We start from the raw sequence: 13559 nt of genomic DNA, 5'->3' as shown, positions 1-13559 counted from the left end.
CCAGCACCGGCAGCCCATTCCATGGACAGCGACAATGAATAACCGCAGTACCGACACAGATGGACGTTCTTTTTTCCGCTCCGAGCGCATGATTCTCGAGGGCGATAAATGGTATTTCCATACTCGCGAAGGCACCATTGAGGGGCCCTTTGCGTGCAAGCATGATGCGCTGATCCAGCTCGACATGTATATCCGCGTGCAGCAGCAAAAGTACCTTTCCCGGGAATACGACCAGCTCAAGGTCAGCTAACCCCCGTGTTGCTCGCCTGTGCTGCGCTGATAGCACAATACATAAAACAGGTGAGCCCAATGGATTTCTCTTCAGTCGATTGGATTGCTGTCGTCGTGGCGGCGGTATCGGCGTTCGTGGTCGGCGGAATCTGGTACGGCCCTGTCTTTGGCAAGCGTTGGCAGGCCCTTGAGGGCCTGTCGGACGAAGACATTCAAAATTCCGGGCATCCGGCGGTGATTATGGGCAGTGCCTTTGTGTTTACGCTGGTGCAGGCCGCCGCGCTGGCAGCGGTGATGCCCGCTGACGGTGGTGTAGTCGGAGGTGTCGCGAGCGGAGCGTTTATCGGGGTGTTCTTCGTGGCCTCGGCTTTCGGTATCAACTACCTGTTTTCACGCAACCCGCGCGGACTCTGGGGTATAGGCGCCGGCTACAATGTGGCCCAGTTGGCCCTGATGGGCGCGATTCTTGGCGCCTTTGGATAAACATTCCCTGCGCGCCAGACAAGCGGAGTTGATTAACGCATAATCGCCCTATGTCTTATGAACTCTTTGCCGGCCTGGCGATGTTTTCCTTTGTCAGTTCTATTACGCCTGGGCCGAATAACCTTATGTTAATGGCTTCCGGGGCGAACTTCGGTCTCACGCGTACGCTGCCGCATATGGCGGGCGTGGCCCTGGGTTTCACGGGTATGGTGGTGTTGGTGGGTCTGGGTCTGCTGGGACTGTTTGACGCCTATCCCGTCAGCTATGCTGTGCTCAAGGTCTGCAGTATTGCCTATCTCCTGTACCTCGCCTGGAAGATCGCCACCGCCAGCTCGAATCCGGCCGGTGAGGAGAGTGAGGAGAGCACCGGAACGCCCATGACGTTTGTTCAGGCGGTGTTGTTTCAATGGGTTAACCCCAAGGCGTGGACGATGGCGCTGACAGCCTTGAGCGTTTACGCCCCCGACCAGAGCCTGCTGGCGGTGCTGCTGGTAGCTGCGGTGTTCGGAGCGATTAACCTGCCCTGTATCTCTGTGTGGACCCTGGCCGGGCTGCAATTGCAGCGTGTGCTGACCAGCCGCCGGCGCCTGGTGGCATTTAACGTCTCCATGGCCCTGCTGCTGGTTGTCTCGCTGTATCCGGTATTTCTCTAGGGGTTCAGCGCGCGTTGCCGCTGGACGTAACCTGGTGCGGGCCGCGGTAGTCCAGCGTATCTGGCGAGAGCAGTTTGCGGTCGAGAAACTCGAAGATATCGCGGGTCAACACGTTGCGTCCCACTGGGGTCATCGAGAGAAACGGTTGCCAGTGGTTGTAGGGATAGACAATGCGTTCGGGTTTGCCGGTCGCAGTGAACAAGGCGGCGCGTGAGGCCGCGGGAATGCAGTCGTCGCGGCTGCTCTCAATGATGAGCGTGCCCTCCGGTCGATATCGCCCTCGCCAGCGAGCGGGATCGCCGGCGGCCAGTGCCTCGCTGAAGAAGGCGCGATACTGCTCCTGATCCCAGCCCAAGGTGTCCTGCACACTCTCTCGCATATACTCAACCACGAGGTTGCACTCGGCCATCATATCCCCGGGGCGGGCCCCTCCCAGTACGTACACAGCGGTACTTACCCGGGAGTCGTTGCCTGCCACATTGGCCCCTACCAGGGCACTCATACTGAATCCGATAATGCCGATGCGGTTGGTGTCGATTTCGGGACGAGATGCCGCCCAGTCGATCAGCCGACGAACGTCGATGGCCACCGCCCGAAAACGCCCCGCAGCAGCATCGACCTCGCGGCGGAACTCTGCCTCGTCCTGGATATCGGCGATGTGGAACCAGTCGAACAGGGCGCCGTCTCCCTGCATCCACAGGATATTGGCCTGCCCTTTACTGTGCACTGCATAGCCGTTTGAGACCACGGTGGCGGGAAAGGTGTGGGTGGCCCAGATGGGCAGCACGATGAGCAGAGGTTTTTTGCCGCTGTCGGCAGAGCGATAGTAGCGTGCGTCAACCATGTTGTCCGGCTGTCCGTTTAACTCGCTGGAGGGAAAGCGCAGGCCGCTTACGTGGTACCCGGGGAGTTGCTGGAAGGGAAGTGCGTAGGTCTCAGGTTGCGGCGTGTCTGCCTGGTATTCGTAGTAGCCTGTTTCGAGCGAGACCTTCACCGCGGTTGGGCTGGCAGACGGCTGATAGGGCTGATGTTCGTGCGTGGTACAGGCACTCAGGAGTGCTACTAGCAACAATGTCCCAAGGCGCAGGTAATGGCCAGGTTTTGGTTGGAAACAGGCGATCAACGGGTCGTCTCTGGGATCTTGGGCATCTGGCTGAACAGGTCTTGGCGTCAATCTAACAGATTGTCGTTGCCATCATCCAACAGTTGCGGTGGTTTGTGCGACGAGTCGCAGCTGGTGCAACGGCTGGCGGAGGCCAGTACCTGTTGCTCAAGCGTATTGATCGGGTCGTGGTTCATGGTGGTCTCCTCAAAGTCCACTTCTGCAGTATAGCCAGCTCAGAATTAAACTATAATTGAATATTCTAAAGTGATGCTCAATAAGGTGCGCCATGAATCCGCAACAGGCGACGACCTTGCTCAGTCAGATGCTTGGCCTGATCGAGGAGCAGCGCAGCCAACACGGTGAGAGCGGTGTATTGCGCGTCAACGACTACATCTGCGCTGAACGGCTGGAGCGTGAGCTCGCGGTCTTGTTCCGGCAATATCCCCTGCTGATTGCCCATGTGAGTCAATTGCGAGATCCGGGTGATTTCGTGACGGCGCAGGTAGGTACCATGCCGCTGCTGCTCAACCGAGATCGTCACGGCGGGCTCAATGCATTTATCAACGCCTGCCGGCATCGTGGCGCGCGCCTGACCACGGCCCCTTGTGGCAGCGCCCGTGCGTTTAAGTGTCCCTTTATGTGCCGAGTCAGGTCGCTTTTCCCGACCTGGCGTTGGAGGCGCATTCGCTGGTCAAGCTGCCGTTGGTTGAGCGAGCGGGGTTTGTCTGGGTGCAACCGGGGGGTGGGGAGATCAATTGGGACGCGGGCCTGAGCGAAGTAGCCGCGGACCTAGATTTCTTCGGCATGTCCGAACATGTGGTACGAACCGGTGACCGTCGCCGGGCCAACTGCAATTGGAAGCTGGTCGTGGATGCGTTTAGCGAGGGCTGCCACCTGAAGAGCCTGCACAAGGATTCTGTGGAACCTTTTTTTCTCGAACACGGCACCGTGTTCGCCAAACTCGGGCGCCATTCGCGCTCAGTGGGTGCGCGCAAGGCCATCCTCGAAGCCCGCGCACTGCCGCAATCACAGTGGAATCTGCGCGCCTGGACTACGCCGTTTTACACTCTGTTCCCCAATAACATGCTGGTGTTTCACCCCGACTGGGTATCGAGGATTACGGTTTATTCCGACGGTACCGACCACTGTGAGGTCCAACACGATATGTTGATCCCCGGCGATGCCGACCCGGAGGCAGGATACTGGGACACGAGCTTCAGGCTTATCAATGAGCAGGTGTTCGCCGCAGAAGATATTGCGGCCTGCGAGAGTATTCAGCGCATGGCGCGTTCTGGCGCGGACAGCGAGTGGCCGATTGGTGGCCTTGAGACACCGGTGTTGTGGTTTCACCAACACATCCGCGAGGCGCTGCAAGAGGCTGGTTAATCCCGCCTCGTTCGATACACTGACGGGAAAAATAATCACAATAACAGGACCGTGTATGTACGACATCGCCAGTACCGTTTCCCGGGTGGCCAACGAGACCTATACCCACAGTCGACGGATTATGCCCGAGCAGCCCTGGTGGGATAATCTCGAGAGTAGTTTTCACAAGTTTCCCGACGACTTCGAACTGGATTTGCGCACCGAGTTAACTGTGGACGCCACCGCCTTTGGTGACCTGTTGCTGCGTACTGTCGGTGCCAGTATGTTGAGCGGCCTGGCGGTGCCCCGCAGTTTTCAGCCCATGCAGTTAAAGCGTGATGCCGGCCAGCGCCCTTACTATCAGCGCAAGGCCGATCAGGCTGACCCCGACGCTTTCTTCAAGCGACCCAACTCCTCGCGCGTCAGCATGGAGCGATCCAGTGCCGGCTTGTGGCGCTTCCGATCCCGTGACGGCCGCTGTGAACTGCTCAGTTTTGAGAGCCCCTTTCGCGCTGTTAATCCGAAAATGCGCGACCGCTATGCCCGCCAGAAGCGCAATGCGCGAGCACAGGCCCAGTACTGGCGCCACGATGATGGCCCGCGCCCGACGATTGCGGTTATTCACGGATTCATGGCTGACCCCTACTGGCTCAACCGGATGTTTTTTGCCCTGCCGTGGTTTTACAACCAGGGATACGACATTCTCCTGTATACCCTGCCACACCATGGCGCTCGGGCCGAGCGCCTATCACCGTTCAGCGGTCACGGGTTTTTCTCTCATGGCACGGCGCATATCAGCGAATCGTTTGCACATGCGGTGCATGACTTCCGGATTTTTATGGACTGGCTCGAGTCTGAGGGCGTGAGCAAGATTGGGGTGACAGGGATTAGCCTGGGCGGCTATACCTCGGCGCTACTCGCCTCGGTAGAGGATCGGCTGGAGTTTGCGATTCCCAATGTGCCGGTGGTCAGTCTCGCCGATCTGGTCATGGAATGGTTCCCCGTCAATTTGCCCATTAAGGCGGCGCTCAAAGCCACCGGCACCAGCATTAGCGAAATCCGCCATGAGCTGGCGGTACATTCGGCGCTGACCTATCGACCGAAATTACCGCGCGAGCGGCTCATGGTCATTGCCGGTGCCGGCGACCGGCTGGCCCCACCCAAGCATGCGCGCCTATTGTGGGATCACTGGGACCGGCTGCGTATTCACTGGTTTCCTGGCAATCACCTGGTGCATCTGGATAAGGGCAAGTACCTCAAGCAGATGGCCGGCTTCATGAGTGAAATCGGCTTCGATCAGATGTAGCGGAGCGCGACCTCGAGCGTCGCGAGCCGCGCTGGATACTAGCCGCGGGGCGTGAGTGCCAGCTGGCGCGAAAGCGCGACGAGGCGGCCGCTCTCGTCCCAGATTTCGCCGTCTTCCTCCAGCACGCCTCCGGTGATGAAACGCGTGGAAAACCGACAGCGCAGCCAACCGGGTTCCGGTATGCCGCGTATTTGCGTTGTCATTTCGACGGTGGGTACCCAGCCAATCGGCAATTCGGTATTGAATATCGTCGGTGGGAATGCGTCGGCAAACAGCATAAGCGCAAAGGCATCGACGGGTTCGTCATCCGGAAAGCGGATCCAGCCGCGGGTTTGCGGCTGGCCTGTGGGGCGGCCTTCAAAGGCCGCGGCATCTTCTGGATGCATGCGCATATCGAGTTTGCCCATCAGCGGCGGCGGAAAGCCCCTCTCGCTGGGTTCAAGTTTGAAGCATTCGTCCGGCGGCGGCATGGCGGGTGGCTCTGCGTCGACCAGAACCGTGCCGTCGACGTTCTCGACTTCGCCAAAGCAGCCCAACAATTCCAGAATGGGTTTTTCCGGGCCCATCACAGTGCCGCGCAGGGTGGTAAACGTGCGGCCGGTCTTGACGACCTGGGTGCTGATATTGACCGGCCCCGGCCGCCCAGGAGACAGGTAGTGGGCGGTGACGGAAACCGGGTGGGGTCTGCTGGCGGCCGACATGGCCCGGGCGGCGAGCGCTATCAGGTAGCCGCCGTTGGCATTGCCGCCGATATCCCAGCCGGGATGGATTTCTGCATTAAACGCGCCGTTGTCGGGCGTCACTGCTGTGGCCTGGGCAAAACTCATGGGCAAACCTCTTGATACCATCTATAGTTCTATTTTGAAACTAATGCTTTCCAGCGTCAAGACGCCGTTTTGCTGCGTCGGTAGCGATACAGCGACAGGGCCGCACTGGCGCCCAATACAATAGCGCAGCCCAGCAACTTGCGCGGCGTGAGTTCCTCATCCAGAAACACCGCACTGCCGATAACCGCGCCGGGCAGATAGAGAAAGTAAATCATGCTGGAGTAAATGGCGGGCAGCTCGGTGCTGCTCTTCACCCACAGGCCGTGAGAGAGCACCGTGCAGAGCAGTCCCAACGCGAGTAACTGGTGGATATCGGTGGGCTGCAAATCCCAGTTGGCTTGGCCCAGCAGTGGCAGGAAGATAATCAGCGCGAAGAAAAACTGGCCGAAAGTACGCTCCAGGGTGCCGATCCCCTCAGCGCGTTGGTGCAGCAGCGGCATGGCAGCATACAGCAGCGCCGATAACAGTCCCACGGCAATGCCCAGGGTAACCTGATTCTGGAATGACAGTTCGGGAGACACGAGAATGCAACCGCTGAAGCAGATCGCGATGGCCAGCCATTCGACGGGACTGACCGACTCCCGGTTGAATACGTACGCCAGAATTAAATACTGCACGCTATAGGTGAGCACGGTCAGTGTGGCGATGGCGGCAGTGGCGAGCTTGATGCTGAGAAAATAGGTCAGCCAGTGCAGCCCGAACGTACAACCGATGATGGTCAGCTGCAGCCACTGGCGACGGGTAAATCGGAACACCTCGCCGCGGATCAGTACCAGTGGGACGAACGCGAGTACTGCGATGCCCAGGCGCACAATTCCAATGGTCACGGCATTCGCGTCGGTGGACTTTACCAGCACCGGCACGGCCGACATGGTCAGCACGGCAATAACGCCAAGAATAATCAGCCTGGAGCGATCCATGGCTAGCGAGTGTAGGCCTGGATAAGTTCGGCGTGCTGCGGGAACACCTCGAGCAGCGCTGCGCGCTCACCCAGCGTCATGTCTTCGTACTCGAAGCCGGGTGCCACCGCTTCGCTGATCAGGCCGTAATCGCCCCCGGGCAAGTGCGATGCCTTCCACACGCCACCGCGGACAGTGAGCTGTAGTTGCTGGCCTGCTGCGAGATCCGGTCCGAGTACTGCGGTTTCGAGGCGACCGTCGGGATGAATCATGTAGTAGTGCAACGGCGCCCCGAGATGGTAGTAGTGCACAATGTCGGAGCGATTGAGATGCCAATGCCCTACCGGGGATTCGGCCGTGAGCAAATAATAAATCGAGGTCATCGTGAAGCGCGGGCCGATGCCGGCATCTATCCTGGGGCGGTGATCGGCCTGAAACGTCCGCTTGAAGTAACCACCCTCGACGTGGCCCTGCAGGCCAAGCTGGGCAATAACAGTATCGCGATCGGGGTAATTCACGTTGGGCATCTCCTGGGCCAATGCACTGGTGGTGAAGGCGGCGCAGCATAGCGCAATCAGCCTCATTGCGGGGCGCCCTGTGCCGATAATGCTGCGCGAATATCATTCGCAGCCCGGTTGACGTCCTTGCGTAGAATCGCTTCGTCCAGCGTGAGCACCTGGCGATCCTGCATCAGCACCTTGCCGGCAACAAGGGTGGTGACCACGTCGCTGGCGTCCAGGGTGTACACCAGATGGGAGCGAATGTCGTACAGTGGCTGGCGCTCCAGTCCGGTGTAGTCGACCTGAATCATGTCTGCCTGATAGCCTGACTTGAGCTGGCCAATGTGGTCGCCCATGCGGATTGCCGCGGCCCCGGTGCGTGTCGCCATGGCGAGCGCCGTGGTGGCTGGCAGGGCGGTGGGGTCGCCGCTGCTGGCCTTGTGTAACAGGGCAGCCATGCGCACTTCTTCCCACATGTCGAGATCGTTATTAGAGGCTGCACCGTCCGTGCCCAGGCCCACATTGACACCTGCGCTGAGCATCGCGGGTACCGGCGATATGCCCGCGCCCAGTTTCATATTGCTGGTGGGGTTGTGAATCGCGCCCACCCCTGCCTTGGCGGTGATGGCGATGTCCTGCTTATTCAGCTGCACCATGTGTGCGGCGATCAATTTGCGGTGGAACATGCCAAGTCCCGCGACATGTTGTACCGGCGTAGTCTTGAAATGTTCTGCAATATAGGCCGTTTCCGCCGGCGCCTCAGCCAGGTGCATGGAAATCAGCGCATCGCTGTCTGCTGCCGCCTCAACAGTGGCCTTGAGGTGCGCCGCTGAGACGGTGTAGGGGGCGTGTGGTGCAAACGCCGGTGTTACCCGGGGGTGTTTGCCGGACCAGCGCGCGACAAAGTCCTTGGCTGCGGCAAAGGAGTCATCCCAGCCACTGAAGCCCGGGCTGGGATAGTCAATATGCGGCGCTGCCACAATCGCTCGCACCCCGCACTCATCGACTACCCGGGCGATTTCGTCCGGGTAAAAGTACATATCGACGAAGGTAGTAGTGCCGCCACGAATCATTTCCCAGCAGGCCAGCTGGGTGCCAGTGCGTACAAACGCCGGGGTGACAAATCGACCTTCCATGGGAAACACATAGTGGTTCAGCCAGGTCATGAGATCGAGGTCGTCGACCATGCCCCGAAACAGGGTCATGGCGGTATGGGTGTGGCCATTGATCAGACCTGGCATCAGGACCTTGCCTGCGCCGCTTAAAGTCCGGGACGCGACAAACTGGCTGTCGATATCACCGCGCTTCCCGACGGCGATGATCCGGTCACCATTAATGACCACGGCACCGTCCTCTATCAGGTCTTGCTCCGGCGTCATAGTCAGCACATAGTCGCCGTAGACAATGAGGTCGGGCTGCCGGGCGCTGAGGGCAGCAGGTGCGCCAAGACAGAGCGCAAGGACAATTAATCTGGACAAAAATGCGCGCACAGGGCGTTCTCCGGAACGAGTCAGCGAGGAGTGAGCATAGCACCGCGATGACGGGCGCGGTAATTCCGGTACTTTTGCCGCAGATTGGGAATGAGCTGTGGTCTGTGCAAAGAATAGGCGTAAAGTTTGCATTGAGCACACGACGACAGCCGCTGGAGCGGTGTCGCTGACAAAAGAAGCTATCCAAGCACAGTAGGGAGAATTCCATGACTCGCACCAATGCCCCCAGAATGGCTATTGCGGCTGCCGTTGCCGCTGTGATCGGCACCAGCGCGCCCGCCATGGCGCAACTTGAAGAAGTGGTGGTTACCGCGCAGAAGCGCGAGCAGGGTATTCTCGATGTACCGCTCTCGATTGCCACTTTATCCGGGGAGCGCTTTACCTCCATGTTTGAAGGTGGTGCAGACATTCGTGCCCTGTCCGCTCGAGTGCCGGGCCTGTACGCCGAATCGTCCAACGGCCGTGTTGCCCCGCGCTTCTACATTCGCGGACTGGGCAACATCGATTTCGATCTCGCGGCCTCCCAGCCAGTGTCCATCATCATGGATGAAGTGGTTAAAGAGAACGTGGTTCTGAAAAGCTTTCCGCTGTTTGATATCGAGCGCGTTGAAGTGCTGCGCGGTCCCCAGGGCTCGCTGTTCGGTCGCAACACGACCGCCGGTATCGTCAAATTTGATTCCTATAAGCCCACTCAGGAGTTTGAAGGCCGGGTGAAGGTCGACGCGGGTTCGCTGGGTACCATTAATGTGGAAGGTGCCGTCGGCGGCGGCCTGACGGACAACCTGGCTGGCCGGGTGGCGGTGCTGGTACAGAACCGCGATGACTACATCGACAACGACTACACGGGTGAAAGCGATGCCCTGGGTGGCTTCGAAGAAAACGCCGCCAAGGCTTTCCTGCAGTGGGATGCCACTGATTCACTCACTTTCCTGTTGGGCGCGCACTACCGCGACCTCGATGGCACCTCGGCCATTTTCCGGGCCAACGTGTTTGACCCGGGCAGCAATAGTCTCAACGAGAACTACGATCGCGAAACCGTCTACTTCGATGAGGGTGACAACAACCCCCAGGAATATGAGAGCACCGGTTACAACCTGAAGATCGACTGGGATATCGGCGGCATGACGCTGACCTCTATCACTGCCTATGACGAGGCTGATGGCTATTCACTGGGCGATATCGACGGTGGCTTTGGTGCAGTATTCCTGCCGGAGATGGGGCCGGGCTTTATTCCGTTCCCCTCCCAGACCGCGGACTCTGCGGATACGGATCAGCTGACCCAGGAATTCCGTCTTGCCAGTGAGTATGGCGATCGCTTCAACTGGCAGGTGGGTGCCTTCTACTTCGACTCGGAACTCGAAGTGGAAACCAACCCGTTCTTTATCCCCGCGACCACTGTTAAGCACGAGAACACGACCTGGGCGGTATTCGGCCAGGGTGACTATGCCTTTACCGATGCCTGGACCCTGACCGCGGGCCTGCGCTGGACGGACGACGAGAAAGATTTCACCGCGCCGGGTTATTCCGAGAATGTATCTGACGACCAGATCAGCGGAGATCTCGCGCTGTCATACGCGGCAGACGAGCGCTCGCTGTTCTGGGCCAAGGTCGGCACCGGTTTCCGTGCCCCCACGATTCAGGGCCGCGATGTGGCCTTTGGTGGCGCTCCTTCGGTCGCCGATTCCGAGACCATCACCTCCTTTGAGTTCGGTTACAAGTCTCAGTTCTTCGACGACACCATGCGCTTCAACGCGGCGTTGTTCTACTACGAAGTAGAAGATATTCAGTTCACCGCTGTGGGCGGTACCAGCAACAACATCCAGCTGATTAATGCCGACACAGGTACCGGTATGGGCCTGGAAATGGATGTGGAGTGGTTGCTGACCGACAACTTCGTGATGACCTTCGGTGTGGGCTATGCAGACACTGAAATCGAGGACAGCGGGCTGCGTGTCGGCGCCTGTGGCAGCGGCCGCTGCACCGTGACCAACCCTGTGGATGAGAACGGCTTTGTGTTCATTGATGGCAACCCGTTCCCCAATGCACCGGAAACCACGTTTAACGTGACCGCGAGCTACAGCTACCCCATCAGCGACGCTTCCGAGCTGTTTGTGTTTACCGACTGGTCCTACCAGGGCGACACCAATATCTTCCTGTACGACGCCAAGGAATTCCAGACCAATGGCCAGTATGAAGGCGGCTTCCGGGCGGGTTGGCGCCGTGTCGATCGCGGCCTGGAAGTGGCCGTATTCGGTCGCAATATCACCGATGAAGAGAATGTCATGGGTGCCATCGACTTCAACAACCTGACCGGTTTCACCAACGAACCCCAGGTATTCGGTGTATCGGTCTCCTCTGAGTTCTAAGTTATGAATATGATACTTCCCAAAGCCCTGCTGCTATCCGCAGCCGGGCTCTTCGCCGGCTGTACCGTGAGTGTCGATGTGGATACTCAGCAGCCGGTGCCCGTAAAGGTGGTGGTGGTCACCATGTTTGAAAGCGGTGAGGACAGCGGCGACAAGGCCGGTGAATTTCAGCGCTGGAACGAGCGGGTCCCGCTGGACAAGGTGTATCCCGCTCCGCACATGCACCACGATATTCACTTCAACGAAGACTCTGGCGTCATGGGCATTGTCACAGGCATGGGTACAGCGAATGCCGCGGCCAGTGTTATGGCGCTGGGTATGGACGAGCGCTTTGATCTCAGTAAGGCCTACTGGCTGGTCGCAGGCATTTCCGGATTTGATCCGGCGGATGCCTCGCTGGGGTCTGTGGCCTGGGCGAGGTTCCTCGTTGATGGTGACCTCGCGCATGAGATCGATGCCCGTGAAAAACCCGATGAGTGGGAGCATGGTTACTTCCCGCTGTTCAGTCAGGGCCCGGCGATCCGGAGCGCCTCAGCTATAGTCTGGGTGAGATGTTTGAGCTGAATAACAGTCTGGTGCAGTGGGCGTATGAGTTCACCGTGGACATGGATTTGCCCGACCACCCAACGCTGGAAGCCACGCGCAAACTGTATGTCAATCACCCTGTGGGCCAGCGCAAACCGTTTGTATTGAAGGGCGATCAGCTGGCCGCCATGACCTTCTGGCACGGTGAGGTACTTAATGACTGGGCCAATGAGTGGGTGGATTACTGGACTGAAGGTGAGGGTAATTTTGTCAGCTCCGCGATGGAGGATACCGGCACTTATCAGTCGCTGACTTATCTGCACAATGCGGGCAAGGTCGATAAGAATCGGGTTATGGTATTGCGCACAGCGTCTAACTACACCATGCAGCCCCCGGAAAAACGGCCGCCCAGAACCTGCTGGAAGAGCAGCACGACAGCTATGCGGGCCTGGACGCAGCGCTTGAAAATGCCTACCTGGTGGGCAATGCCGTGGTTCAGGAGCTGGTCAAGAACTGGGACAGGTATGAGGACACTATCCCCAGTCCCTGAGCTGGTAGTCAGCACAAAAAAGGGCGGCCATGGGCCGCCCTTTTTGGTAGTGTCGCTCGCGATTGCGCTTAAAAGTTGTAGCGCAGGTCTACGCCCTAAGTGCGCGGCATATTGGCGATCTGGGAGATAGTACCGAGAATTCGCTGGCGGAAGAGTACAGGAATTCATCGTCCGTCAGGTTTATGCCCCAGACGGCGGCCTGCCAGTCACCGCTTTGCGATTCCAGGCCCAGGCGTGCGTTAATCAGACCGTAGGCAGGCAGAGCGCCTAAGGACACGGTGCTGCCGTCGAACAGGAAGTGCTCGGTGACGTTGTCTTCCTTGACGGACACGTCGTCGGTGTAGGTGTAGTCGACGTTGGCATGCGTGGGCTCAGGCCGCGGCGGTCTTGGCCTCGCTGGGCGGCTGGTCGGTGCTGCGCTCGAGCACTATGGGGTCGCTGGCGACGGTAGTTGCCGCTTTTTCCTCGGCTTGCGCGGCAGGATTGGTGTGCTTGGCGTAGAGGAACTCAAGCACCTGCTGGCGTAAGTGGACGAACTCCGGATCCTCTGCAAGTGCCAGTCGATCCCGTGGCCGGGGCAGGTTAACGTCGAGAATTTCACCGATGGTGGCCGCCGGGCCATTGGTCATCATGACGATTCGATCAGACAGCAGCACCGCTTCATCGACATCGTGGGTAATCATGATAACGGTATTGCCCAGCTCAGCCTGGATGGCCATTAGCGAATCCTGTAAGTGGGCCCGGGTCAGTGCATCCAGGGCGCCGAAAGGCTCGTCCATCAGCAGTACTTTGGGTTGCATTGCCAGGCAGCGGGCAATGCCGACGCGCTGCTTCATGCCGCCGGAAATTTCGCCCGGGAGTTTGTGCAGGGCGTGATCCATGTTCACCAGTTTCAGGTTGTGCTCGATCCATTCCTTGCGCTCGGCCTTGGATTTCGTTTTACGAAAGACCTGGTTGACTGCCAGTTCGACGTTCTCATATACCGTCAGCCACGGCATAAGCGAGTGGTTCTGGAAAACGACGGCGCGGTCGGGGCCGGGCTCGACGACTTCCTTGCCTTCGAGGACAACGCCGCCCTCGGTGGCGTTGTACAGTCCGGCGACAATATTGAGCACGGTAGATTTGCCGCAGCCTGAGTGTCCGATGAGAGAGACAAACTCACCCTTGTCCATTTTTAAATCAACGTTCTGCAGCGCGCGGAACTTGGTGCCGTTGGTATCGAACTCGATGCCAACGCCGGTAATGTCGAGATACTTCAT

General features: G+C 58.8%; 17 protein-coding genes and 1 pseudogene. 9 read left to right on the top strand and 9 right to left on the bottom strand.

Going from position 1 to position 13559, the window contains the following annotated elements:
• The first annotated feature begins 34 nt into the window (after positions 1–34).
• The 3 genes from BST95_RS02090 to BST95_RS02080 are packed head-to-tail and all read left to right on the top strand — an operon-like array spanning position 35 to position 1367.
• Entirely contained in the window at positions 35–250 is a 216-nt protein-coding gene (locus tag BST95_RS02090) for a DUF6316 family protein (protein WP_066053351.1), read from the top strand.
• A gap of 59 nt (positions 251–309) precedes the next feature.
• Positions 310–714, top strand: a complete 405-nt coding sequence (locus tag BST95_RS02085; RefSeq protein WP_084197961.1) for a DUF1761 domain-containing protein — start codon at positions 310–312, stop codon at positions 712–714.
• Between the two features lie 50 nt (positions 715–764).
• Entirely contained in the window at positions 765–1367 is a 603-nt protein-coding gene (locus BST95_RS02080; RefSeq protein ID WP_084197960.1) for a LysE family translocator, read from the top strand.
• A 4-nt stretch (positions 1368–1371) separates the two neighbouring features.
• Here the strand turns inward: BST95_RS02080 and BST95_RS02075 are convergent, their stop codons facing one another.
• From BST95_RS02075 to BST95_RS20260, 3 genes are all read right to left on the bottom strand, one after another.
• Positions 1372–2436, bottom strand: a complete 1065-nt coding sequence (locus BST95_RS02075) for an alpha/beta hydrolase (RefSeq protein ID WP_084197959.1) — start codon at positions 2434–2436, stop codon at positions 1372–1374.
• 101 nt (positions 2437–2537) lie between these two features.
• A complete protein-coding gene (locus BST95_RS20835) occupies positions 2538–2666 on the bottom strand; it encodes a hypothetical protein (protein ID WP_268245008.1) in 129 nt (42 codons plus the stop codon).
• Between the two features lie 77 nt (positions 2667–2743).
• Positions 2744–3013: a hypothetical protein gene (locus tag BST95_RS20260; protein WP_229801839.1), complete on the bottom strand. Its 270-nt coding sequence runs from the start codon at positions 3011–3013 to the stop codon at positions 2744–2746.
• Between BST95_RS20260 and BST95_RS21270 the strand changes: the two genes are divergently transcribed.
• Genes BST95_RS21270 through BST95_RS02060 form a run of 3 tightly spaced genes read left to right on the top strand, consistent with a single transcriptional unit; the run spans position 2933 to position 5143 of the window.
• Positions 2933–3244, top strand: coding sequence for a Rieske 2Fe-2S domain-containing protein (locus tag BST95_RS21270; protein WP_373295109.1), 312 nt, complete (start codon positions 2933–2935; stop codon positions 3242–3244). The genes BST95_RS20260 and BST95_RS21270 overlap by 81 nt on opposite strands.
• Before the next feature lie 32 nt (positions 3245–3276).
• Positions 3277–3858, top strand: coding sequence for an SRPBCC family protein (locus BST95_RS02065; RefSeq protein WP_084197957.1), 582 nt, complete (start codon positions 3277–3279; stop codon positions 3856–3858).
• Positions 3859–3913: 55 nt separating this feature from the next.
• On the top strand, positions 3914–5143 hold the full coding sequence (locus tag BST95_RS02060) for an alpha/beta hydrolase family protein (protein ID WP_084197956.1): 1230 nt from the start codon (positions 3914–3916) through the stop codon (positions 5141–5143).
• A 38-nt stretch (positions 5144–5181) separates the two neighbouring features.
• Here BST95_RS02060 and BST95_RS02055 read toward each other — a convergent pair whose 3' ends face one another.
• From BST95_RS02055 to BST95_RS02040, 4 genes are read right to left on the bottom strand one after another with little or no spacing between them, the layout of a single operon-like run.
• Positions 5182–5970: a thioesterase family protein gene (locus BST95_RS02055; RefSeq protein ID WP_084197955.1), complete on the bottom strand. Its 789-nt coding sequence runs from the start codon at positions 5968–5970 to the stop codon at positions 5182–5184.
• A 56-nt stretch (positions 5971–6026) separates the two neighbouring features.
• Complete coding sequence (locus BST95_RS02050) at positions 6027–6890, bottom strand: DMT family transporter (protein WP_084197954.1); 864 nt, start codon at positions 6888–6890, stop codon at positions 6027–6029.
• Positions 6891–6892: 2 nt separating this feature from the next.
• Positions 6893–7453 (bottom strand): cupin domain-containing protein, encoded by a 561-nt coding sequence (locus BST95_RS02045; RefSeq protein WP_229801835.1) that lies wholly within the window; start codon positions 7451–7453, stop codon positions 6893–6895.
• A complete protein-coding gene (locus tag BST95_RS02040; protein WP_169843828.1) occupies positions 7450–8859 on the bottom strand; it encodes an amidohydrolase family protein in 1410 nt (469 codons plus the stop codon). Before BST95_RS02040 ends, BST95_RS02045 begins: the two co-directional genes overlap by 4 nt.
• Positions 8860–9065: 206 nt before the next feature.
• Here BST95_RS02040 and BST95_RS02035 point away from each other — a divergent pair, with 206 nt between their 5' ends.
• The 3 genes and pseudogenes from BST95_RS02035 (at position 9066) to BST95_RS21265 (ending at position 12300) form a co-directional block, all read left to right on the top strand.
• Positions 9066–11225, top strand: a complete 2160-nt coding sequence (locus BST95_RS02035; RefSeq protein WP_084197952.1) for a TonB-dependent receptor — start codon at positions 9066–9068, stop codon at positions 11223–11225.
• A 3-nt stretch (positions 11226–11228) separates the two neighbouring features.
• Positions 11229–11789 (top strand): nucleoside phosphorylase-I family protein, encoded by a 561-nt coding sequence (locus BST95_RS20830; RefSeq protein WP_276205910.1) that lies wholly within the window; start codon positions 11229–11231, stop codon positions 11787–11789.
• A pseudogene (locus BST95_RS21265) lies at positions 11777–12300 on the top strand (hypothetical protein). Before BST95_RS20830 ends, BST95_RS21265 begins: the two are co-directional and overlap by 13 nt.
• An 88-nt stretch (positions 12301–12388) precedes the next feature.
• Here BST95_RS21265 and BST95_RS02025 read toward each other — a convergent pair.
• Together BST95_RS02025 and BST95_RS02020 are read right to left on the bottom strand one after the other, a co-directional pair.
• A complete protein-coding gene (locus BST95_RS02025) occupies positions 12389–12631 on the bottom strand; it encodes a hypothetical protein (RefSeq protein ID WP_084197951.1) in 243 nt (80 codons plus the stop codon).
• A gap of 40 nt (positions 12632–12671) precedes the next feature.
• On the bottom strand, positions 12672–13559 hold the full coding sequence (locus BST95_RS02020; protein WP_373295108.1) for an ABC transporter ATP-binding protein: 888 nt from the start codon (positions 13557–13559) through the stop codon (positions 12672–12674).

It is taken from the genome of Halioglobus japonicus (assembly GCF_001983995.1).
GTDB lineage: Bacteria > Pseudomonadota > Gammaproteobacteria > Pseudomonadales > Halieaceae > Halioglobus > Halioglobus japonicus.
Note: the sequence above shows the minus strand (reverse complement) of the source record. Positions and strands in the feature narration are given on the sequence as shown.